At 69.1% G+C, this 21,864-nt stretch carries 18 protein-coding genes and 2 pseudogenes; 10 read left to right on the top strand and 10 right to left on the bottom strand.

Annotated elements, in window-relative coordinates; genetic code table 11:
• The first annotated feature begins 481 nt into the window (after positions 1 to 481).
• The 3 genes and pseudogenes from ACFY0I_RS31350 (at position 482) to ACFY0I_RS31340 (ending at position 2,209) form a co-directional block, all read left to right on the top strand.
• Positions 482 to 841: a hypothetical protein gene (locus tag ACFY0I_RS31350; protein ID WP_388902075.1), complete on the top strand. Its 360-nt coding sequence runs from the start codon at positions 482 to 484 to the stop codon at positions 839 to 841.
• A 44-nt stretch (positions 842 to 885) separates the two neighbouring features.
• Positions 886 to 1,653 (top strand): annotated as a pseudogene (locus ACFY0I_RS31345) (transposase).
• A 91-nt stretch (positions 1,654 to 1,744) separates the two neighbouring features.
• Positions 1,745 to 2,209, top strand: a complete 465-nt coding sequence (locus ACFY0I_RS31340) for a tyrosine-type recombinase/integrase (RefSeq protein ID WP_388902073.1) — start codon at positions 1,745 to 1,747, stop codon at positions 2,207 to 2,209.
• Positions 2,210 to 2,436: 227 nt separating this feature from the next.
• Here the strand turns inward: ACFY0I_RS31340 and ACFY0I_RS31335 are convergent, their stop codons facing one another.
• Positions 2,437 to 2,910, bottom strand: a complete 474-nt coding sequence (locus tag ACFY0I_RS31335) for a hypothetical protein (RefSeq protein ID WP_388902071.1) — start codon at positions 2,908 to 2,910, stop codon at positions 2,437 to 2,439.
• Between the two features lie 98 nt (positions 2,911 to 3,008).
• Between ACFY0I_RS31335 and ACFY0I_RS31330 the strand changes: the two are divergent.
• A pseudogene (locus tag ACFY0I_RS31330) lies at positions 3,009 to 3,654 on the top strand (Tn3 family transposase); the annotation flags it as partial.
• Between the two features lie 74 nt (positions 3,655 to 3,728).
• Here the strand turns inward: ACFY0I_RS31330 and ACFY0I_RS31325 are convergent.
• From ACFY0I_RS31325 to ACFY0I_RS31300, 6 genes are all read right to left on the bottom strand, one after another.
• A complete protein-coding gene (locus ACFY0I_RS31325; RefSeq protein WP_388902069.1) occupies positions 3,729 to 4,775 on the bottom strand; it encodes a hypothetical protein in 1,047 nt (348 codons plus the stop codon).
• Positions 4,776 to 5,254: 479 nt separating this feature from the next.
• Positions 5,255 to 5,437, bottom strand: a complete 183-nt coding sequence (locus ACFY0I_RS31320; protein ID WP_388902067.1) for a hypothetical protein — start codon at positions 5,435 to 5,437, stop codon at positions 5,255 to 5,257.
• Between the two features lie 165 nt (positions 5,438 to 5,602).
• Positions 5,603 to 6,802, bottom strand: coding sequence for an ABC transporter permease (locus tag ACFY0I_RS31315; RefSeq protein WP_388902065.1), 1,200 nt, complete (start codon positions 6,800 to 6,802; stop codon positions 5,603 to 5,605).
• Complete coding sequence (locus ACFY0I_RS31310; protein WP_388902064.1) at positions 6,799 to 7,506, bottom strand: ABC transporter ATP-binding protein; 708 nt, start codon at positions 7,504 to 7,506, stop codon at positions 6,799 to 6,801. Before ACFY0I_RS31310 ends, ACFY0I_RS31315 begins: the two co-directional genes overlap by 4 nt.
• Positions 7,507 to 7,559: 53 nt before the next feature.
• The gene (locus ACFY0I_RS31305) at positions 7,560 to 8,732 is read right to left on the bottom strand and encodes a peptidoglycan-binding protein (RefSeq protein ID WP_388902314.1); all 1,173 of its coding nucleotides are present in this window, start codon (positions 8,730 to 8,732) and stop codon (positions 7,560 to 7,562) included.
• Between the two features lie 2 nt (positions 8,733 to 8,734).
• Positions 8,735 to 9,265 (bottom strand): hypothetical protein, encoded by a 531-nt coding sequence (locus ACFY0I_RS31300; protein WP_388902062.1) that lies wholly within the window; start codon positions 9,263 to 9,265, stop codon positions 8,735 to 8,737.
• 174 nt (positions 9,266 to 9,439) lie between these two features.
• On the opposite strand from ACFY0I_RS31300, the gene ACFY0I_RS31295 reads away from it, so the two are divergent.
• The 4 genes from ACFY0I_RS31295 to ACFY0I_RS31280 all read left to right on the top strand — a co-directional run bounded on the left by ACFY0I_RS31295 (position 9,440) and on the right by ACFY0I_RS31280 (position 12,971).
• A complete protein-coding gene (locus tag ACFY0I_RS31295; RefSeq protein WP_388902312.1) occupies positions 9,440 to 10,096 on the top strand; it encodes a response regulator transcription factor in 657 nt (218 codons plus the stop codon).
• Positions 10,093 to 11,376 (top strand): sensor histidine kinase, encoded by a 1,284-nt coding sequence (locus ACFY0I_RS31290; RefSeq protein WP_388902060.1) that lies wholly within the window; start codon positions 10,093 to 10,095, stop codon positions 11,374 to 11,376. The genes ACFY0I_RS31295 and ACFY0I_RS31290 overlap by 4 nt, the downstream gene beginning before the upstream one ends.
• Positions 11,377 to 11,470: 94 nt before the next feature.
• The gene (locus ACFY0I_RS31285) at positions 11,471 to 11,914 is read left to right on the top strand and encodes a hypothetical protein (RefSeq protein WP_388902058.1); all 444 of its coding nucleotides are present in this window, start codon (positions 11,471 to 11,473) and stop codon (positions 11,912 to 11,914) included.
• A 166-nt stretch (positions 11,915 to 12,080) separates the two neighbouring features.
• Positions 12,081 to 12,971, top strand: a complete 891-nt coding sequence (locus ACFY0I_RS31280; protein ID WP_388902056.1) for a hypothetical protein — start codon at positions 12,081 to 12,083, stop codon at positions 12,969 to 12,971.
• Between the two features lie 72 nt (positions 12,972 to 13,043).
• On the opposite strand, the gene ACFY0I_RS31275 is transcribed toward ACFY0I_RS31280, so the two are convergent.
• From ACFY0I_RS31275 to ACFY0I_RS31265, 3 genes are all read right to left on the bottom strand, one after another.
• Positions 13,044 to 17,522, bottom strand: a complete 4,479-nt coding sequence (locus ACFY0I_RS31275; protein WP_388902055.1) for an AAA family ATPase — start codon at positions 17,520 to 17,522, stop codon at positions 13,044 to 13,046.
• A 310-nt stretch (positions 17,523 to 17,832) separates the two neighbouring features.
• Positions 17,833 to 18,795 carry a prolyl aminopeptidase gene (pip, locus tag ACFY0I_RS31270; protein ID WP_388902311.1) on the bottom strand — a complete coding sequence of 321 codons (963 nt, stop codon included), beginning with the start codon at positions 18,793 to 18,795 and terminating at the stop codon, positions 17,833 to 17,835.
• Between the two features lie 177 nt (positions 18,796 to 18,972).
• On the bottom strand, positions 18,973 to 19,698 hold the full coding sequence (locus tag ACFY0I_RS31265; protein WP_388902053.1) for a DUF6461 domain-containing protein: 726 nt from the start codon (positions 19,696 to 19,698) through the stop codon (positions 18,973 to 18,975).
• A gap of 249 nt (positions 19,699 to 19,947) precedes the next feature.
• Between ACFY0I_RS31265 and ACFY0I_RS31260 the strand changes: the two genes are divergently transcribed.
• A complete protein-coding gene (locus tag ACFY0I_RS31260) occupies positions 19,948 to 21,018 on the top strand; it encodes an ISL3 family transposase (protein ID WP_388902051.1) in 1,071 nt (356 codons plus the stop codon).
• Positions 21,019 to 21,194: 176 nt separating this feature from the next.
• Positions 21,195 to 21,563 carry a transposase gene (locus ACFY0I_RS31255; RefSeq protein WP_388902050.1) on the top strand — a complete coding sequence of 123 codons (369 nt, stop codon included), beginning with the start codon at positions 21,195 to 21,197 and terminating at the stop codon, positions 21,561 to 21,563.
• Positions 21,564 to 21,864: the final 301 nt, after the last annotated feature.

Raw genomic sequence — 21,864 nt, 5'->3', positions numbered from 1 at the left:
CTACTTGGAACATCGGCACAGCGGTTGACGCCAAGCCGGTGATCTTGAGCATCCAGCACGCGCGGTCGCTCCAGCGGCAGGGTTCGGCGGAAGATCTCTGGTCGACTGCGGACGCCCATAGCGTCAGGTCCATGCCAGTGGAGTTCTTGACCGACGAGCAGGCGGCCTCGCCCGGGAATACGAGGAGCCGACCCGGTCGGAGTTGGAACGGTTCTTCTTCCTCGACGACGAGGATCGCAAGCTCATCGCTAAGGGTTGTCCCGCAACTGCCCTGATGGCCTCGGGTCGCCGTGGCAGACGTCGGAAACCGGGTACAGCAGGCCATGGGCGCCTGGCATCATGGCTCACGTGATCATTTGTCGAAAGGCCGATGCCGCGTAGACGGCCGCGCGCACTGCGCACTGAACAATCGGTCTCCCGTGTCTGGGGGCCGACCCCACCGTTCCGGATCCATGGACTCTCCGCCAGGGCGAGCCTGGCCGTGCACCGGGCCGAGCACCTGAGCGACAGCTTCTACATCCACCCAGGTGCCACCGACCGTGCGTTGCGGCGGTACCGCGAGTTCGTCCACCCACCGGGCAGGCGTCCGTTGTACCCGCGGGAGTCGTTCTGCTCGTGCACCTGGTGCTCCTTCGACGACGTCAGACATGCGCGCGACGTGCTGGAGGAGGTGCTGGAGCGGCTGCCGGAACGAGCCCGTGCCGAGCTGGGCCGGCTCGTGAAGCCTATGGATGCGGTGTTCTTACGCCGTACTTTGCCGGACCCGTTCGTGCACCGGCGCCAGTGGCGGACACAGTTCTGGTGGTACCGCCGCCTGGCCGACAGGTCGGAGTGGGGGTGACGGAACCCGTGGTCGCCCACTGTCGAGGTGGGATGATCACAGCCATGGGTGTTGTGATCACGGCGTCGGAGTCGTCCTGGATAGCCCCGTTCTCAGGGCTGAGCTCGCGCGGCTTCCGCAAGCTGATCACGGTCCTCCGCCGCGAAGGTGCCGACACCATGCGGCCGGGCCGGCCCTGGAGTCTTCCGCTGGAGGACCGGGTGCTGCTGGTCGCGGCCTACTGGCGGACCAACCTGACTCTGCGGCAGATCGCGCCGCTGTTCGGTGTGTCCAAGTCGGCGGCCGACCGAATCGTGGACCACGTCGCCCCATTGCTCGCGCTGAAGCAACGGAGGCGGTTCGCCAAGGACACGGTGCTGATCGTCGATGGCACCCTTGTCCCAACCCGGGACCACGCCATTGCCGAGAAGTCGAAGAACTACCGGTACTCCACAAACCACCAGGTCGTCGTCGACGCGGACACGCGCTTGGTCGTCGCAGTCGGCAAGCCCCTGCCCGGCAACCGCAACGACTGCAAGGCCTGGAGGGAGTCCGGCGCGAAGGACGCCGTCGGCAGGACGACCACGATCGCCGACGGCGGTTACCCGGGCACCGGCCTGGTCATCCCGCACCGCCGCCCCAAAGGCGGCGAACTCACCGACTGGCAGACCGAGCACAACCACGATCACAAGAAGGTTCGCGCCCGAGTCGAGCACGTCTTTGCCCGCATGAAGAACTGAAAGATCCTCCGCGACTGCCGTCTCAAGGGCGACGGCGTCCACCACGCCATGCTCGGCATCGCCCACCTCCACAACCTCGTCCAAGCCGCGTAACGGACCCCATCGACGGCCAACCGACCTTGTCCCAACCCTCGCAAAGATCAGTTACGGGACAACCCTTAGGCGGCTGCAGCACGCGATCGACTTGCGCCGGAACGCACCCGAGAGGCCGTTCACCGACGAGCGCACCGGGGAGGAGATCCGCTACCTGTTCATGAGCCACGGCAAGCTCCTGTCGACCTTCTACCCGTTCGAGACGCCGATCCAGGACGCCTGCAAGGCGGCCGGACTGGTCCGTCCGGGCGGTCGTGCCGGCACCGGACGCGGCACTGTCTCGGCCCACCGGTTCCGGCACACCGTCGGCACCCAGCTCGCTGAGCGCGGCGCGAAGCTCCACACCATCATGAAGGTGCTCGGCCACACCTCCGTCAGCATGGCCCTGGTCCATGCGCAGATCAGTGACCAGGAAGTACTGCGCGACTACAAGGCCGTGCTCGGCCCCGGCGCCACGATCGCCGGGCAGGCCGCCGACGAACTGCGCAACGGGTCGAACTCGGCCGCTGCCTGCGTCTCCCCGCCGAAGGCCCCTGCGAGTGCGACCTCTCCCTGACCTGTGCGAAGTTCGTCACCACACCCGAGTACGCACCGCGACTGAGGGCCCGACGTGAAGTCGAGCAGACCCTCGCTCTCGGCGCCGCCGGACGCTGCTGGGACCGTGAAGGCCGAACGACATCGCTGACCAGCGACCGCATCGACAAGCTTCTCGCGGACCTCGGGCACCCCGCCCATCCCGAGGCGAGTACCGAGGCCTCCAGTGCGTGACCGCTACCCGGTGGGTTACCGGACTGGTCCTCGCTCATCGACGAGCACCGTGGGCGAAGAGGAGAACACGTCAGCTTCCACCGGGCCGTAAGCGATGTTGAAGGTATCAAGCCAGTACGACCAGCCCCTCACTCCCGCCGCGCTGCTGAAACGGTAGTTGAGCTGCCAGCGGACCCACTGGCCGGGAACAAGACGTACGGCCGGGGGCCGGCGTGGCCGAGGAGGTATTGCAAAGAGGGGCTGGACCCGGGGAAGGACTCGCAACCGACCGTCGTCCTCTCGGAGCTGGACGTCGACCTTGCGCAGGTCTTCCTGGCCGTCAAAAGGGTCGAAGCCGTCGCACTCATGCATCCGGACCACGTGCGCAACCGCAGGCGACATAGGCGGGACACGAAAGCCGACCGGGACGGCGTTCCTGCGAGCCGCGGCATCTCCTCCCCGAGACTGCTTCGTCCAGGACGTCCGTATCCATTGAACGGTGACCTCCACAACGCTTCCCCCCTGCCACCTCATCGAAAGTCTCACTTTATGTCCACACGGCCCGACGGCACCTCGGAGGAAGACCAACTTGAACTGTCCACATGAACTCCGACATCGCGTTCGGGATCTTCAAGATCCTGGGCTACAACTTCAGCCCCCGCTTCAAGGACCTGGACGACCAGCGGTTCTGGCGGGCCACGGTGCCCGGCGTGGAGACGGGGACGTACGGCGTCCTGGAGCCGCTCGCACGCAACCGGGTCAACCTGAAGAAGATCGAGACGTGGTGGCCGGACCTGCTCCGCGTCGCCGGTTCCCTGGTCACCAACCAGGTCCGCGCCTACGACCTGCTGCGGATGTTCGGCCGCGAGGGCCACCCCACCCCGCTGGGGGCAGGCATTCGCCGAGTACGGGCGGATCGGCAAGACCGAGCACCTGCTCCGGATGGTCGACCCGGTCGACGACACCCACCACCGGCGGATGAGCCGCCGGCTCACCGTCCAGGAGTTCCGCCACAAGCTCGCCCGCGACGTGTGCCACGGCAAGCGCGGCACCATCCACCGGGCGTACCGCGACGGGGATGGAGGACCAGCCCGGCGCGCTCGGCCTGGTTCTCGACGCCATCGTGCTGTGGACGACGAAGTACATCGACGCCGCTGTCGTCCAGCTCCGCGCCGAGGGCCACGAAATCCGCAACGAGGACATCGCCCGGCTTTCCCGCTCAAGCACGCGAACCTCAACGTCCTCGGCCGCTACGGGACCCTGATGCGGTCGAGTTCGACGAGGACGACGACGGGTAGGGAGGAGCGGGCCCGGTCTCGTGTGGCCGGCTAGTGCATCAGCTCGGAGTGGGGGTGCTCGGGCGCCGCAGGGCAGACGTAGAGCTGCTGGTCGTAGCCGCGGCCGATCTGGACGGCAGTGGGCTGGCTCCGTTCGTAGGGGTCGAAGCCTGGAAGTGATGCATCTTCCGGTTCCTGGTGTGGGAGCCAACTGCTGTCGTCGTCGTCCTCGTACGTGGCGATGGTGAGCAGGGCGTCCATGTCTCTGCCGCAGGCCGGACAGGGCCGGGGGCCCGGGTCGGTGGTAGTCCACCGTGGCCAGCCGCCGACCTTCCAGCCGGGCGCGCCGGCCAATTCTTTGTCGTAGAACTCCTCCGGCCACGGAAGTTCTTCGCTGTCCATCTCCACGTTGGCGGCCTGCCACACACTCAGGTTCCCCAGCTGCTCCTGCAGTTCCTTGCTCACCTCCAAGTGGTCGGGATATTCGGTGACCTGTTCCGGGTGGAGCAGGCACGGCTCGGGGAGGTAGTCGTCGAACTGCATCGCGGGCGGTTCGGGGGGCGTGGCGAGGATGTCGGTGACCGTGGCTGCCGACCGCCAGAACAGCGCGGTCTTGGGCATGATCGGGTGGTCGAAGGGGCACCACAGGACCTGGAGCAGGTCCATTCCTTCGGGTATGGGCAGATCGGGCACGTCCCGCTTGTACAGCTGCGCGACCGGCAGCATCGCGATGGAACCCTCATACGGAGCGACCTCGACCTTCACGGGGTGTTTCCGAGGAGGGATGATCCGCTCCAGGGTTTCTCGTTCCTGCTCGGTCAGGATCCGTCCGCGGGAGGCGGTACCGATTCGCCGCTTCAGCCTCACGTCCGCCGGCGACAGGGCCAGGTTGCTCCCGTCCACCACATGAGGTCCCTCGCAGTGCGGCCACGGCTCGCCGGCGGGCCACAGCAGCGGTCCGCCGATGGAACTGTCCTGCGGTGACGGGGTCCCCCGGCGGGGGTGCAGCCGGGTCGCCGTGCGGGCCAGCGGAGCGAGCTGAGGGAAGATCACGGTGACGTCGTACGGACGGGGAGGCGTCGTCGGAGTGCTGTTCATAGCCGCGATCTTGACAAGTGACTCCGACAACGGAGCTCGCTGCCACCTCGGGGCAACTGTCCCTCAGGCGGTACATCCGGAACGGCCGCGTCCTTGTTTGGCTGAGGGGCCGGGCTATGGGAAGAGCCGCCTGCCCCAGCCGTCGCGGGGGCTCCAGCACTGACTTATTGGATCAGGTCGGTATGTGTGTAGCACGTCGGGCAAACGTAGAGCCGCAGATGATTCGCGTCGGAGACCTGGATCCCGGGCGGGTTCGGCACGGGGTCGATGACTGCCCGAACTGTGACGCGCCGGCCGGCTCCGCCTGTCGCACCCGCGGCGGGAAGAATCCCGAAGTTGCGTCACGCGACCACAAGGCACTCGAAGGGGAAGGACCCTCTGGCCACAGGGTCAGAGACTCAGCGAGGCTCGGAAGAACTCACCGGATGTCGCACAGTCGTTCTCGTTTCGAGCCGAACGGTCCGAGAGCCCAGGCGCGGTCATGGCGGAGACTCTGCCCAGGTCTCCGGGCCACCACCGCGCCACTCCACGAATTCACCCGGGGTCAGGTCGAAGTCCTCCGCGTTCTCCATCCCGGCCTGCCGCAGCAGCTCCGGGATGCCGGAGGGCCGGTACGCGGTACCGAGGATCTGCCCGTGGCATCGCATCGGGGCGGGTGGCACGCCCCCGGTTGCAGCAGGGGCGTGCCAGGTCGAACAGCGCGCTCAGTTCCCGTGTCGCGGACATCCGCCGCACGCGCCAGGTTCGCGGATCAGCGCATGTAGCCGCTCCACCGCCGACCAGTGCCCCAGCTGGTCCTGCTGAGGGCAGGGGGTCCGGGTCTCGCCTCAGGCCGAGCGCAGGGCGTCCGTCGGGGAGGCCTTGGCCGCGCGCAGGGCGGGGTGGATGCCGGCGAGGGCGGCGACGACGACGGAGACGACAGGGCCGGCGACGATCGTGTGGAGGGGGATGGAGGCCGGCCATCCCTGGGCGAAGGCGTAGCCGTAGACGGTGAGGCTGCCGACGATCAGTCCGCCGATGCCTCCGATGAAGCCCATCAGGACGGCTTCGAGCAGGAATTGGGCGGCGATCTGTCCACCTCTGGCACCGAGTGCGCGGCGCAGTCCGATCTCGCCGCGGCGTTCCATGACGCCGACGACCATGGTGTTGGCGATGCCGACGCCGCCGACGAGCAGGGCGACTCCGGCGAGGGAGAGGACGAGTCCGGTGAGTGCTCCCTTGGTCTCGTTCCGCGCCGTGAGGAGGTCGGACGGGCGGCTGACGGCGACCCTGCTCGGGTTGGCGGGGTTCGCGGTGGCGCCGGCCACGGCTTGGACGTCGGGGACGCGTTCGGGGTGGGAGCGCAGGTAGACGGTGGCGGCGGTGCCGTCCGCTCCGAGGTGGGTCGTGGCCTGGGGCCAGCCGACCAGTGCGGATGTGGAGAGTTCGGGTGCCAGCTCGTTCGGAGCGAGGATTCCCGTGACGGCGTACCACTGTCCGCCGAGCCAGACCCGCTCGCCCGGAGCTGTCACGCCGAGGCGTTGTGCGGCCTGGTCGCCGAGTACGGTCACGGGGAGGTTCTCGCCGGCTTCGTCCAGCCACTTCCCGCTGCGCAGGGTGGCGTGCAGGACGTCGAGGAGGTTCAGGCGGGCGGCCAGCACGGTGATGCTGCCGGTCTGCTCCTTCGGTACCAGGTCGTTGCGGTAGACCTCGGCCTTGGTGGCCCCGCTCGCGGTGACCTGCTGGACCGGGGCGATGTTGGCGAGCATCTTCTCGGCCGTGGGCGGTAGCGGCACGGGTTGCTGGTTCTGGTCCTTTCCGGGGCTGACGGTGATCAGGTTGGAGCCGAGCTGGTCCAGGCGTGCCAGCAGGTGTGCCTGGTTGGAGGCGGAGATCCCGGTTACGGCGATGACGGCGGCGATGCCCAGACTGATGCCGAGAGCCGACAGGGCGGTGCGCGTCTTGCGCGTGCGCGGTCCGATCATGCCCAGCCGCAGCAGGTCCGCCGGACGCAGCCGGGTCCGGCGCAGGGGGGACGGGGATGTCATCGGTCGGCTCCTGCGGGGTGCGGGCGGCGTTCGTCGAAGTCGAGGCGGCCGTCGTGGATGCCGATGCGCCGGGGGAAGGAGGCGGCGAGGTCGCGATCGTGGGTGATGACGACGACGGTGGTGCCGTTGTCGTTGAGGGCGCGCAGGAGGTCTGCGACGGCCGCGCCGGAGGCGCTGTCCAGCGCGCCGGTGGGTTCGTCGGCGAGCAGCAGCGCGGGTCGGCCGACGAGGGCGCGTGCGATCGCGACGCGCTGCTTCTCGCCGCCGGAGAGCTGATCGGGGCGGTGATCGAGGCGGTGGCCGAGGCCCACCTCGCGCAGGGCTTCGACGGCCGCTTCGCGCCGCCCGGCGGCGGGGACGCCGCTGTAGAGGAGGCCGGTGGCGACGTTCTCGACCGTGGTGAGTCCGGAGAGAAGGAAGAACTGCTGGAACACGAAGCCGATCCGGTGCGCGCGCAGAGCGGCCAGTTCGTGGTCGGAGAGGCCGGACAGGTCGCGTCCTTCGAAGCACAGCTGCCCCGTGGTGGGCCGGTCGAGCGAGCCGAGGAGGGCGAGGAGGGTGGACTTGCCCGAGCCCGAGGGACCGACGACGGCGAGGAGTTCACCGGCCTCGACGGTGAGGTCGATCCCGTGCAGAACGCGCAGCGGCGACGATCCCGCGACCGGGTACTCCTTGACGACGCCGCTCAGCTCCAACACGGGCACCCGGCCCGCTGTCGCTGTCGCTGTCGCTGTCGGTGTTGCTGTCGGTGGCACCGTCACTTGGGGATCACCACCTGATCGCCGGCCTTCACTTCGCCGGTGATCTGCGCCTTGGCATCGGCGACCAGACCCAGCTGGACCTTGACCAGCCGGCTGGTGGCACCGTCGACGACCTTGACGCCGTAACCGCCGCCATCCAGGGCGAGCAGCGCGGTGACCGGGACGATGAGGGCGTCGGCGGCGATCTCCCCGACGACGTTGACCGTCACGGCGGAGGGTCCGGCCTGCACGGCCTTGTCCTGGCTTTCCAGCACGATGGTGACGGAGGTCTTCTGCTGACCACCGCCCCCGGAACCGCCCGCCCCGCCCTCGGCTCCGCCGGTGTCGCCGCCGCGGATCAGGGAGCGGATGCGTCCCTCGACGGTGCCGCCGCCGGCGAGGTTGACCACCACCTTGCCGTTGGGTTTGAACTGGGACAGCTGGTTCTCGGCCGGCTGTACGACCGCGACGAGGTCGGTGCCGCTCACGGTCAGCACGGACCCCGCCCCCAGGGCGGAACCCAGCTGCGCGCCCAACTTCTGAACCTGCGCCGCGGCCAGTGGCAGCATGACGGCGCTGCCGGGCGTGACGGTTCCGGTCTCCTTCACGCCCAGGGCCTTCTGCCACCGCTTGACGGCGGTGGCGGTGCCGTCCGTGAACTTCTCGTCGACGGCCAGACCGAGGCCGCCCGCGTGGCCGAGCTTGACCAGGTTGCTCTTGAGCTGCTTGACATCGGGTCCGTCACCGACTCCGGGGCCCAGCTCACGCCACATGGGCCGGTCCCCCGTCATGAGGACGACGGGGCGTCCGTCGACCTCGTAGAGCTTGCCGCCGGGCTTGACGACGGAGCCGACGGCGGGCAGCGCGGTGATCGTTCCCTGGCCGGAGCCGACGACGGGAGTGGGCGCGTCATGGCTGAGGGCCCCGGCGACCTGGATGCTGCTGGACAGCGATCCCTTCTCCACCACCACCGTCCCGTGATCGGCGGACGGCTGCTCGGCGACGGAGCCCTTGTCGTCCCAGGGACGGGTCGCGCCCCACGCGGCGGTCCCCGCGAGCGCGGCCATGAGGACGAGGGGGACGATGGTCCTGCGGCCCTTCTTGCGCCTGCTGCCTCGCCCGTCGGGAACGGCGGGGGTGACGAGGGCGGCGGACGCAGCGGACTCGGCGGACTCGGCGGTTTCGGGCATGGTCACTCGCCGATCGAGTAGCTGGGCGCGGGCAGCTTGCTGCAGGCCGGCTGGACCGCGTCCCACTTGGCACCGTCGAACTTCAGCCTCGGTATGTTGAGGATGCCGGTCCTGGCGTCGGGGTCGGGGAGCTCCGCGTAGCCGTTCTTCCGCGCGCACGCGACCCAGGCACGCGCTTCGTCGGCGAACTTCTGATTGAGCTTCGACTTGGCCTGGTGGATGCCGGGAACCTTCTCGTCGCAGACCTTGGCCGCCTTTTCGTACGCGGCGAAGTCAGCGTCGACGTCGCCGGTACCGGAGGCGGGGATGGTGATGTTGCCGTCCTTGTCCTGCTGGACTTCGTTGCGTCCCTGCCCGTGCATGCAGGTCACCCAAGCCCTGCGGACCTCGTTGTCGTCCTGCTGCTTCCTCTTGCCCGATCCGTCGCCCCCGGCGACCTTGGGCGCGTCCTCCTGCGAGGAACAACCGCTCATCACGAGTGCCGCGCTCACGGCGGCCGCCGCCATGAGAACCCGTCCGGTTCGACTACGCATGTTTCTGCTCCCTGCTGGATCTCGACGGTGTCTCCCAGCAGTTCTACGCAGGGCCCGGTTAGCCATCGGTGAGCTGCGCCTAACCGATGGCTAACGCCGCCGGAGGGATCCTTGACCAGCGGGTTCACACACAGGACAGCGCACCGCGCAGGCGAGTGGAGGGGGATGGACGACATGCGAGTACTGATCGTCGAGGACGAGGTGGAGCTGGCCGAGATGCTGGCCGAAGGCCTGCGCGGGGAAGGCATGGTCTGCGACGTCGCCCACGACGGTGCCCGCGCGCTGGAGATGACGGCCGCCGCCACCTACGACGTACTGGTCCTGGACCGGGATCTGCCCCATCTGAGCGGGGACTCCGTCTGCCGGTCCCTGAACACGGCCGGCTACCCGGCCGGGATCCTGATGCTCACCGCCGCCGGAACCCTCTCCGACCTCGTCGACGGCCTCGGCCAGGGCGCCGACGACTACATGGCCAAGCCCTTCTCCTACCTGGAACTGGTCGCCCGACTACAAGCCCTCGCCAGGCGCGCCTCCCACGGCAGCGCCTCCACCGTACTGAGCCGGCACGGCGTCAGCCTGGACACCGTCCGCAGAGTCGCCGAACGCGACGGCCGCCCCCTGAAGCTGACGCCCAGGGAACTCGGCGTACTGGAACTGCTGCTGCGAGCCGACGGCGCACCCGTCGACACCGAGGAACTGCGGGACAGGCTGTGGGACGCGGCCCTGGACCCGGCCACCACCGCCGTACGGGTCACCGTGCACGCACTGCGCCGCAAGCTCGGCGACCCACCGCTCATCCACCACGACCCCGGCTTCGGCTACCGGCTGTGAAGCCCGGCCAGGGGTCCCGCACCCGCCCCGCCCCGTACCGGCTGCCGCTGCGTGGCCGGCTGACGTTGACGACCACCGCGCTCTTCGCGGTCCTCGGCGCCGGACTGCTCCTCCTGAACTGGCTCAGCTCGCGTCAGCTCATCGAGGACAACCGCTACCTCGTCATCCAAGCCGCCGATCTCCTCCCGGCGGCCGTGCCTCCCGGCGTCCCGGACACCGACCCCCTCGATCCGACGCAGAGCCCCGCCCCCCTGCCACCGAGCACCTCGGAGGCCATGCCCACCACCCCCGCCGAAGCATTCGAAGACTTCCAGCACAGTGTCCTCAACGAACTGCTGATCCGATCCCTCCTGCTCCTCGCCCTCTTCACCGCCCTCGCGGCACTGCTCGCCCTGTGGGCCGGGCGCCGCTCACTGCACCGCCTCACCCAGGTCACGGCCGCCGCCCGGCGCATCAGTACCGGAAGCACCTTGGACGAGCGGCTCGACCTGACCGGACCACACGACGAGGTCCGCGAACTCGGGGACACCTTCGACGCCATGCTCGACCGCCTGGACCGCAGCTTCACCGCGCAACGCCACTTCACCGCCCACGCCTCGCACGAACTGCGCACCCCGCTCACCGTGCAGCGCACCGCCCTCGAGATCCCGCTGGCCCAGGGCAAGGTTCCCGAGGATCTGAAACCCGCACTGCAGCGCGCGCTGGACGCAGGCGCCCGCACCGAGCGCCTGATCGACGCCCTGCTGACCCTGGCCCGCGGTGAGAGCGAGACCCTGACACCGCAGCCGGCCGACCTCGCGGACATCGCCGCCGACGCCATCGCGGACCTCGCCGAGGAGACCGGGACCGCGGCAGTCGGGATCACCGCGCATCCCGCCCCCGCACCGGTCGCGGGCGATCCCGCCCTGCTCCGGCAGATCGCCCTGAACCTCCTGGCCAACGCCGTACGCCACAACCACCCCGGCGGTACGGCCACGATCACCACCGGTGTCACCGGGCAGCTGGCCTTCATCGAGGTCGCCAACACCGGACAAGTCCTGAACCCGCAAGAGATCCCCACCCTCTTCGAGCCGTTCCGACGCGGCCCGGAACGCCGGAGCAAGGGGCTGGGATTGGGACTCGCCGTGGTCCGCGCGATCACTCTCACCCACCACGGCAAGGTCACCGCGACCCCCCGCCCCGGAGGCGGACTCACCGTCCGCGTCGACCTGCCCCTGCGAACCCCCAGCGAACGCCCGGGCAACGGGACGGCCGGCCGGAGCGGGCCGACCGAGCAGTGAACGCGGCTCCAGGCGGCAGTCACGTCAGGGAGCGGGCCGGCGTGGACGTGTTGCCCTGCTGCGGATCGGCGCGGGGGAGGATCCCGAGCCGCAGGTGAACTGGTTGGCGCGGGATCTGGGGAATCGGGGGCCCGAGCACTTCCCGACGGCCGCCCTCGCGGTGGTCCACGCGGCGCGGGGCGACACCGAAGCCGCCGCGCGCGTGACCGAACTGCCGATGGAGGAAGGGACGCGCGCGGTCGCGCTCGCCGCAGTGACGGGGCACCTGGCCCGGGTCCCGGTTCGTCCGGTACCCGGGGCGGACCCGGCGCGGACGGCCCCTTTCACCCGCACCATCCAGGACCTTGCCATGCGCGTCACCCCGTACGTCACGGCCGACGAGCGGACGGCAGCCCGGTTCCTCCACCTGAGCCTGAAGAGTGACGGCTGGTACCACGCCCTCCCGGTCCTGGCCCGGCTCCAACCCGAAGTGGTAACGCGGGTACGGGACATGGTGGCCGCATCCGTCGGTGCCGAGGGTGGCCCCCGGTCCGGCTGAACCGCCGTGGCGCGGCTTCCAGCGCCCCCCGCACCGGGCAGGTGCGGCCCGGTGAGAGCGTCGCACGGGTCTTGCGAAGCGACGGCTGACGCGCATCTCACGCCGTTACGATCGGTCCAGGACGGGTCCGGCGGACCGGCCGGACGGTGGGATGGGGGGCGTCAACATGCTGCAGATCATTGGTGTGCACGGGATTCGACAGGGGACGTCGGCCACCGAGGAGAGCCTCAGCCGCGCGTGGCAGGAGTCGGTGGACGGGGCGCTGGCCGCCGCCGGCTGTGCCGGGGGCGCCGACTCGGTCCGAATCACCGTTCCCTCGTACCAGGGTGTCTACCCGAAGACGGCCACCCGGTACATGCGGCTGGGCCCGCAGGCAGGTTCGGCCGCCGAGGACGCGCCCATCGACGAGGACGAGGAGGAGTTCATCCTCCAGGCCCTGGCCGCCTACGCGCCGTCAGCAGTCGGTGAGGAGGACGGCTCGCCCACGGCCGGTCGGACATTGGGCAACGGACGGCTCACGCCACGCATCCTCAAGCGGGCCCACGCCGTGGACCGGATTGCCGGCAAGGGCGTCACCGACCGCCTGCTGTGGCTGGTCCGCGAGGCACACGGCTACCTGCGCCACGAGGAGACCGGGGCCGCCGTACGAGCCTCGGTGCGCGCCGCGTTGGTCGCCACGGGTGCCCGGATGGTCATCGCCCATTCCCTGGGCAGCGTCGTGTTCTACGACATGGTGAGCCGCGGCGAGGTTCCGGCCGCCACGGGCGGCGAGCCCGGTGTCACCTCGTTGATCACCTGCGGATCCCCGCTGAGCTGGTTGGCCGTCAGGAAGGGTGTCCACACGACCGATGGCCCGCTGTCCGTTCCGGCCGGAACGGAGTGGACGAACCTCTACGCCCCGAACGACCCGGTGAACCGGGGTGGGGGGCTTTCCCATCTCGCGGTCGGAGTCACGGACGTCAGGGTCAACAATGGCAGGCTCAACGCCCACGATGTCCGCCGCTACCTCGACAAGTCGGCCGTGGCCGAACGCATCACGACGTTCGGACGTCTCTGACCGGCCGGGCCGCGACCTCCTCCGAGCCGGTTCCTGCGGCCGCCCTGCTCCGCTGCCGTCGGTCCGCCGCCCTCACCAGAAGCGGTTGTCCAGTGCCAGCGTCGCCACGCCTGCCGGGCCGCGGAAGTGGAGGACGGCGCCCGTCGGTTCGAAGCCGGAGGCCAATCCGTGGACCGGAGCCCCGGTGAGGAGGGTGTGGCACAGTTCGCCGGTCAGCGGGTCCCACACGCGCAGTCCGCTCCGGTTCCCGGAGGCGAGCAAGGTGCGACCGTCGGGCATGGGCAGTTCGGCCAACACCAAGGTGTCGTGGGTGGGGCACGTGGCGAGCAGGGTTCCGTTCGTGGCGTCCCAGACGTGCAGAGCGGACGCCGTGGCGGACGCGAGCAGGGTACGTCCCTGACTCCTGAGGGCGCAGGGGGAACGGAACGGTCCCACGATCGGGCCCTCGGCACGCAACACCCGTACGAGGTTGCCGGAACCGAGGTCCACGAGCTCGACCCCGTCCGTGGCGGCCACGGCGATGACGGTCGTGCCCCCTGCGCTCCACGGCGGAAGGGCGGCACATGCGTGCGCCTCCTGGTCCCGATGGTGGTAGGTCACGGTCGTGGCATCGGTTTCGCGGCTTACGGGGTCCCACGTGACGATCCGGATCGCTCCGCCCTTCAAGACGGTGGCGAAGAGCGGCTGGTTCGTCGGCGTACGCGCGACGCAGGACGGCGCGTACGGGGGCCCGTCCCTGTTGATGCGGCTCACCCGCTCGTTGCCGACGAGGTCCCAGACGATCCAGTCCGCCCTTCCCCTCAGGGCGACGTAAGCGGTGCCCGCAGGGGAAGGGATGGGCTCCGCCGCCATCACGGGGCCTACGGCCACCTTCGACAGCGGTGACCCCGACATGGCGTCGTGTACGTCGAGTCCCGTGTCGGTTCCGATCAGGATCACACCCGTCGCGCTCCGGCACAGAGGCCACTCACCGCTGCGGTTCAGCGGCGGTTGGTACTGAGTCCCCAGCGGTCGCCGCCCACTTGAGCCGGCGTCCTCGTCGACGTCCCAGATCCTCAGGCCCTGGGGTCCGGCCGACACGATGCGCGGGCCTCCCGGGCTTTCGAACGCGCCGATCGCGTCGATGTGCTCAGCACCGGTATCGAACGAACGCCGCAGATGCCCCTCGAGGCCCCGGATCGTGATCCAGCCCGCCTCCGCGTAGGCGAGCCCCATGCCCCCGGGCAGCGCCGTGACCGCCTGCGCGTCGATCCGGCCGTACGGTACCCGTTCACCGAGGAAGGGGTTCCACGCCTGGGAGAGGGAGGCGGACGAGATGCCGTTCTTGATCAGCAGGAGATCCTCCATCCCCTGCCTCGGAACGGCCATCAGGGCATGCGTGTGCTCACCGCCGAAGGAGCGAGCGGGCCCGTATCCCGACGCGGGGTCCCAGAGCTGGACGCCGTTCCGGGTGGTCACGGCCACCAGAGGGCGCCCGGCGGCGGTGCGCACCACGGCCGTCGCCGCATGAGGGAGGTTCCGGCGCACCGGCGGGAAGCCCTCCGCCCAGACGGCACGGTTGTTCCTGGTGTCCTGTTCCTCGCCTCTGACGGGGGTCCAGAGGAGTGCGCCCTTGCCGGTGAGGACGAACACCTGCCACCCAGCCGAACCTTCCTGCAGGACGTGTGCTTCCTCCGTGTAAGGCAGGTGCACGCGGGCGAGGGGCTGGCCCGAGGTCGGGTCGTGGATCGAGGCGCTGTGGGAGCTCAATACGATCAGGAACGTCCTGCCGTCGGCGGACCGGATCTGTTGCAGGGACCTCACCCGCTCGCGTTCACGCCCGATTTCGGCCGTCAGTCGTCCCGATGCCGAATCCCGGATCTCGATCCGGCCGTTCCCGGTCAGCACCGCGATCAGCGTGCGCCCGTCCAGGGTGGGCACACAGCAGATGTCCTGTGCCCTGCGCCCGGGCGGGGCCAGGACGTTCACAGGAGGGACCCAACGGCCCCACGCGAGACGGGCGGGAAGGTCCTGGGGCGGCTGCCATGAGTCGTCCTGCACGGCCCGCTGGAACGAGACGCTGCTCAGGCGCGACGCCATGTCCACGGTCGCGTCGACGTACGGCTCGATCAGCGCAGCGGCCGTCAGCGTCCGGCGGTTCGGGTCCGTGATCGGAAGCGGCAGCCCCAGGCGGGTGCGCAGCGTCTCGGATGCCTCCTGCACCAGCAGTGCCCGCGGTACGCCCTCGTCGGTCAGAACCCCTCCCGCCGCCGCGTGATGGAGGAAGTGCCTGCGCACGTACGGGTGGGCCGTGTGCGGGCGGGACCGTTCGACCAGGTCGGCCAGGGCACGGGTGATCGCGGCATGGGCCGTGACGCGTTGCTGTGGCGTGACGCGTTGCTGTGGGGTGGCGACCGCGTCCGGCCCTCGGGAGGACGTGTCGTCCGGCGGGTCCAGCAGCCAGGTGTGGTCGGCTGTCAGGAGGTCGGCCAGCCGTTGGTGGACGGGGCGGTAGACGGCCCGATCGTCCTCCTCGGCCGTGGCCAGATAGCCGGCGAGACGGCTGTTGCGAAGCGTCCGAATGGCCTGGTCGGCGGCGTCCGGGGCAACGTCCGGCCCGGACTCGGCGGCGGCCAGCGCGGTGGTCACGGCGGGCCACACCTCCGCCCAGGGAAGCCCCGCACCCGGAGCGAACGTCGTCGCCCGCAGGACGGTCACCAGCAGGTACTTCGAGACGCCGGCGCTCAGCGCCACCGCCGCGATGTCCTGGCGGAGCAGTCCGCTGGTGCCGGCACCGAGGCGCCGCAGCCAGCCGGGCTCGGTGAGGTCCTGGCGGGCTCCGGTCTGGCGGAGTTGATCGGCGGCGATCCGGGCGTCGAGGAACGAGGGGACGACCGCGTCCGCGACGGTCCGCGCGGCTTCGGTGGCGGCCTCCGCCGAGGAGCGGTAAGGGCTGTAGGCGGGGGCGAGCAGCAGGGCGGTGACGTAGGCGGCGATGTCGTCGACGCATGACGGGCCGTCGCTGCGCACGATCCGGGGCGGGAGCCCCTCGGTTCGCAGGGCTTCGGTCAGGTGCTGCAGCAGGTGGTCGGCGCGGTCGTCGTGAAGCGTCTCCTCGCCCTGGTGACCCATGAGAGGGGAACTGCGTATCCCCAGGAGCAGACGCAGGGGGCTGCCGTCGTCGTCCGCGGCGCCGAGGCGCGCCAACGGCAGGACGAGATCGTTGAGGAGGGCGATCGGATCCTGAGCCTCGTCCAACGCGTCGATCACGATGACGACGGGTTTGCGGGCCGATGTGCTGCGACGCGAGAGCAGTCGCAGGAGTTCCTGGAGCGGAACGTGTGCATCCGGATGGGAAGAGGTGTCCTTCCCCAGCGCGGTGAGGAGATCATCGACCACCATCCGAGCGGACTTGTTGCGGGCCGGCACGGCGACGTCGACCGATCCCCGGGGCGGTCGGCACTCGGTGGGAACCTCCGCGACCATCCGCGCGTGCCGGGAATCCTCGATGAAGCCCGGGTCGGAGAGGGTGACGAGGCGGGCCAGCAGCGCTGACTTCCCGGATCCCGCGGCGCCGGTGACGATGAGGACGCGCTCGTGCTCGTCGCCCCGGAGGAAGGCGGTCATCGTCCTCATCTGTGAGACCCGGCCGCTGAAGTACCAGCCCGGATCGTCATCGGCCGCCCGCCCCGAAGCACGCTCGGGCCAGAACGCGTCGAGGGGGCCCAGTGGCGAGTCGGTCCCGACGGCCGCGGTCGGGGCCGGTTGCCGCAACGCAGGGCCGATGGCGCTCTGGGCGGGCTGATGGCGGGGGTTGGGCAGGCAGGCGCTCAGACGATTCTTCCGAGAGCGGGGAAAGACCCACTCGGCGTCGACCAGATCCTTCTCGCGACCGGCCTCCCCCTGCCCGACCTCGTCGAGGAGCTTTTCCCACTCCTGGAAGGACAGGTGGGACGCGGTGTAACCGGAGGCCTCGTCCTGCATCCGCTCGTGGGCCAGAGCCACACGCTCGGTGAAGGACCCGATCAAGGGCTGCTCGTCGAAGTCCCCGGAGGTGACGACGCCGGCTCCGTGGAAGGAGTATCGGTCCTTGTCCAGGTCTCGGAACAGGGCACTGAGTTCGGTGTGCAGGGTGCCGGAGAAACACGAGTCGACGAGAACAAGGACGTGCTCCGATTCGCTGTCCACGACTGCGGCGATGAGCTCGCTGGTCGGGAAGGTCGTAGCGAGCCGGCGCCCCTCTTCCGTGTCCGCGAACGTCAGGTAGTGGCGATGGGAGCTGCCGCCCAGCCCGTGCCCGGTGATGTAGACGACCACGGCTTCCTCGTACGTGGCAGCCGCGAGGTCCTCAGCCTGGAGGAACGCACGAAGTCCCTGAACGGACCGCATCGCCGGAGCCCGACTGACCTCGAAGCGTCGCCCCTCGTCCAAGGTGGGGCCGGCCAGCCAGTCGGTGATGCGTCCGACCTGAACGTCGAGGGCCGCCTCGAACTCTTGGTCACCGGCAGTCCCGTAGCTGGTGATCGCCACCACGACGAGTCGCCGTCGGGTGATCCCCTCAAGGTCGTCCATGTCTCTCTCACCCCACTCCGCGCGGTGCGGAGTGCGCGGGGCCGTCAGCCTAGTTGGGCCGTGCTGTCGACCGCATGGGTTCCCTGACTCGGAACGTGGCTCGGCCGGGGTTTCGGCGGCAGTCCGCAGTCGCCGGCCAGGCCGGACGGGCTCCTACTCCTCGACGGTGTAGCTCAGCTGCGCGAAGCCGCCGCCGACGTCCCTCTCGACGAAGCCGCGCGACGGGACCTCTTCGCCCTCGATCAGCGCGAACTCAGCGGGCGGCGACACGTGCGGTGTCATTGGCTCCGGATCGCCGGGCGGCCTGGTCTCATCCTCGGCCGGCGAATTGGTCGAGGGCCTTGAGCACCTGGGCGCGGGTCGTGTCGCTGCCCAGGTGGCCCGCGTTGTCGACGACGGTCAGTTCGGCATCGGGCCAGGCGCGGGCGAGCTCCCACGCGGTGTCGAGCGGCCCAGCCAGGTCGAGTCGGCCGTGGACCAGCACGCCCGGGATTGCGGCCAGGCGGTGTGCGTCGCGCAGGAGTGCGCCCTCCTCCAGCCAAGCGCCGTGGGAGAAGTAGTGCGAGCAGATGCGGACCAGGGCGAGTTGCGCGGCCGGTGGGCGGTCGCCGTACGGGTTGAAGGCGCCGTTCGTTTCCCCGGACAGGACCGCGTCCTCCCAGGCGCACCAGTCGGCCGTGGCCCTCTCCCGTACCGCGGCGTCCGGATGTTCCATCAGGCGTGCGTAGGCCGCGACGATGTCACCGTCCCGTGGTGTTCCGCCGGCCCCTTCGAGGAAGCGTTCCCACTGCTCGGGGAAGAACCGGCCCGCACCTCGGTAGAGCCAGTCGATCTCGGAGCGCCGGGTGGTGGTGACGGCGGCGATGACGATCTCCGACACCCGCTCCGGGTGGGTCTCCGCGTAGGCCAGGATCAGCGTCGAGCCCCACGAGCCTCCGTACAGCAGCCAGCGGTCGATACCCAGGTAATGGCGAAGCCGCTCCATGTCGGCGATCAGGTGCCGGGTGGTGTTGTGGCGCATGTCGGTCGTGGGTTCGCTCGCGTGGGGGGTGCTGCGGCCACAGCCGCGCTGGTCGAACAGGACGATCCGGTAGCGGTTCGGGTCGAAGTACTGACGTGCCCCGGTCCCGCATCCGGATCCCGGCCCGCCGTGGACGACGAGTGCGGGCTTGCCGTGCGGGTTGCCGCAGACCTCCCAGTACACGAGGTTGCCGTCGCCGACGTCGAGCATCCCCTTCTCGTACGGATCGACCGGCGGGTACAGCTCGTCCATCTTCCAGACCTCCTGGCAAATCACACGCACCATGAACAAGGCATTGCAGTCAACAACATGGCCGGCTCAGCACGGGTTGTTGACTGCCGGCTGCTCGGGAAAGCCGATTTCACGACAGCGTCCTGTTCGGCTTGTTGGGCGACACGAAAATGTCAGTGGTTGGCGACACGTCGTATGTCAGAGCTGGTCTCGTCGCAGTTGTGCGTACGTCCGCTCGCCGTGCGCGTCCGTGATGTCGATGGTGATGCTCTCCCACTCTTCGACAGGTTCCTCCGGGACTACCCCCAGCTGGTACTCGGACTCCGCCAGCAGCTGCGCAGTCACTCGAACGCCGGTGAGGCGCTCCGCAAGGGCCATGACCGCCGCCTTCGTATCGACGCTCGGATCCGTGTCCCCTGAGGAGTTGAGGCCGACTTCCCCCATCATGGCGTTCAGTTCATCGGGGGTGCTGCCAGAGCGGTCCGCCGGCCATTCGAAGGTGGTCCGCAGCTCGCCGTCCTCATACCAGTGGAAGAAGTCCATGGGCTTCCCCCCGTTGCTCGAATGCGAGACAGCGCGCGTCCCGGCGGACAATGCCTCCATGATGCGCGGGCGTGTGCCCAGATCGCCTCCGAACTCCAGGGCGAGCGTCCACTCGCCGCCCTCGCCCGGCACCGTGAACGCTCCCGTAAGGAAGGCATCGGGCCACTCCTCGGACTCGTTGAGAAACTCCTGCTGCTCGAAGATGAGATCGCCGAGCCCATCGCACTCCTCATCGCGCGGCTCGGCTCCCACGATCCGGAACAACTCCGAAGGCGAGATCCCACGCACTAGTGTCAGGGTGTACCCGACCTCCAGCCCGTAGGCGAAGGGAGAGGCCGGGGAACGTATCCAGCTGTAATCGGCTGCGGTAGCGGAAGTCATGCAGCGCATCCTGTCAGCGCTCTCTGACACTGGGTGTGTGTCGGACGAGATGGGCTCTGGCCCACATTCGATGAGCGGTGACTGATCGTCATCTTCTGCTGCCTTGTGGCCGGAGGCGGGTAGGACCTGGACGATCGCGATTGCGTAACCAGCCGGGTGTGAGGACAGCCGCTCCGTGACGATCTGGGTAGACCGGATCTTTGATCGTCGCCGAACGGCTCGGGGTTCTTCGTGCTGCATGCTCCGCCTGTGGGCAACGCTGTCTGCTGTGCTCGTGTGTTCGTCCCGGACCTGAATGACGTACTCATTCAGGACGTCGACGACTTGGGCGACGCCGTCATGGTGACCGCGCGGACCACTGCCAAAGAGGCGGGTTGTCCCTCGTGCGGGACGGTCTCCGCACGGGTCCACAGCCGATACCGCCGCGTCCTGGACGGCTTGGCCGCGGGTGGACGGCCGGTCTCGATCAGTCTTGTGGTCCGTCGGTTCTTCTGCCGGGAAACGGAATGCTCACAGCGGATCTTCGCTGAGCAGGTCGCCGGGTTGACGACCCGGTACGCCCGCCGAACGACAGCGTTGCGCGAGTTGCTGACCAGCGTGGCCATCGCACTGGCCGGGCGGGCCGGGGCACGACTCACCGCAGTGGCCGGTGTCGCGGCTGGGCGCTCGTCATTCCTGCGGATACTCCGGTCGTTACCAGATCCCGAAGTCGGCGAGATCCGTCTGCTCGGCGTCAACGACTTCGCCAAACGCCGTGGGAGCTCCTACGCCACGATCCTGATCGACCTGGAGAGCCGCCGGCCCGTCGACATTCTCGACGGACGAACCTCCGCTCACCTCGCGCAGTGGCTCAAGGCGCATCCCGGCATCAAGGTCATCTGCCGCGACCGTGCCGGCGCCTATGCCGACGGAGCCCGTGAAGGCGCGCCGGATGCGATCCAGTGCGCGGATCGCTGGCACCTGTGGAGCAACCTCGGTGACGCCCTGGAGAAGACCGTCCGCGCCCATCGTGCGCGCTTGGACGAGACCACTGAAGCCGACCAGGATCCTCCAATCCAGGAAGATACGGAGCCTCCCGCCGAGCGTCCCAGGACGCTAGATTCCGGCGGCAACGAGCGGCCCTTCGTGGACCGGACACGCACCCGCTACACCCGAATACAGCAGCTGAAGGCTCGCGGTGCGTCGTTGAACTCGATCTCCCGCGACCTAGGCCTGGCCTTCCGCACCGTTCAAAGGTTCGCCAACGCCGCCAGTGCGGACGAACTGCTGCCCCTGTCCTCCACCGAGCTGGCAAGCTCGACAGGTTCAAGCCCTACCTGATCGACCGCTGGAATGAGGGCTGCACCAACGCTGTTCAACTTCACCAGGAACTCGCGGCCCAGGGTTGGACCGGCAGCATACGCACTGTTCAGGGCTATCTACGGCCGCTTCGAGGGCACTCCAAAGCAGCCGTTCCACCGTCCCTGCCGCCGTCACCTCGGCGCGCCACCGGCTGGATGATGTCGCACCCCGACCGCCTGGACGCCAACGCCCGAATCCGGTTGAAGGAGGTCCTTGCCCGCTGTCCCGAACTCGAGATCGCAGCCGGCTTCGTCCGTGGGTTCGCCACCATGATGACCAATCGCGAGGGACACCTGCTCGACGAGTGGATCACCACCGTGACCGCCACCGAGTCCCTGCCGCACCTGGCCAACTTCGCGAGCGGCCTACGCCGCGACCTCGCCGCGGTCACAGCCGGACTCACGTTGCCCCACAGCAGCGGCCCCGTCGAAGGCACCGTTAACAAGATCAAGTTCCTCAAGAGGCAGATGTTCGGCCGCGCCAACCTCGACCTGCTCCGCATCCGGGTACTTCACCACCGGTAACCACTCGCGATGACTCATCGTCACGACTTCGTCGAAATGTCAGTGGGCGTCCTCCGCCCACGGAAAGGGCCTGCGGTGTGCATGCCGGGTGACAGACGCCGCGGCACGTCAGGTTGGATGGCAGCGTGGCGAGACGATCCAAGACGAAGAAGAAGCGACCTTCCTTCGGTATACCGAAGGAGATCATCCTGCTGTCCGGCCGAGACGTGTGGCCCTTCACGTTCGTTGCCCATGGCTGGGGAGGCGGATGCGGCAAGGTTCCGATGCCTGCCGATGCGGCCCTTCAGGACGTGCAGACGGC

The sequence above is a fragment of the Streptomyces sp. NPDC001568 genome, assembly GCF_042893755.1.
Classification (GTDB): domain Bacteria; phylum Actinomycetota; class Actinomycetes; order Streptomycetales; family Streptomycetaceae; genus Streptomyces.
The sequence above is the reverse complement of the archived record's forward strand: the minus strand, read 5'-3'. Positions and strand labels throughout refer to the sequence as shown.

What these genes read in the sequence shown, in the direction of transcription:
- ACFY0I_RS31295 (WP_388902312.1), top strand. Translation starts at nt 9,440, where the DNA reads ATGCGAGTACTGATCGTCGAGGACGAGGTGGAGCTGGCCGAGATGCTG.
- ACFY0I_RS31315 (WP_388902065.1), bottom strand. Translation starts at nt 6,802, where the DNA reads ATGACATCCCCGTCCCCCCTGCGCCGGACCCGGCTGCGTCCGGCGGAC.
- ACFY0I_RS31255 (WP_388902050.1), top strand. Translation starts at nt 21,195, where the DNA reads ATGATGTCGCACCCCGACCGCCTGGACGCCAACGCCCGAATCCGGTTG.
- ACFY0I_RS31265 (WP_388902053.1), bottom strand. Translation starts at nt 19,698, where the DNA reads ATGACTTCCGCTACCGCAGCCGATTACAGCTGGATACGTTCCCCGGCC.
- ACFY0I_RS31305 (WP_388902314.1), bottom strand. Translation starts at nt 8,732, where the DNA reads ATGCCCGAAACCGCCGAGTCCGCCGAGTCCGCTGCGTCCGCCGCCCTC.
- ACFY0I_RS31280 (WP_388902056.1), top strand. Translation starts at nt 12,081, where the DNA reads ATGCTGCAGATCATTGGTGTGCACGGGATTCGACAGGGGACGTCGGCC.
- pip (WP_388902311.1), bottom strand. Translation starts at nt 18,795, where the DNA reads ATGGACGAGCTGTACCCGCCGGTCGATCCGTACGAGAAGGGGATGCTC.
- ACFY0I_RS31275 (WP_388902055.1), bottom strand. Translation starts at nt 17,522, where the DNA reads ATGGACGACCTTGAGGGGATCACCCGACGGCGACTCGTCGTGGTGGCG.
- ACFY0I_RS31300 (WP_388902062.1), bottom strand. Translation starts at nt 9,265, where the DNA reads ATGCGTAGTCGAACCGGACGGGTTCTCATGGCGGCGGCCGCCGTGAGC.
- ACFY0I_RS31325 (WP_388902069.1), bottom strand. Translation starts at nt 4,775, where the DNA reads ATGAACAGCACTCCGACGACGCCTCCCCGTCCGTACGACGTCACCGTG.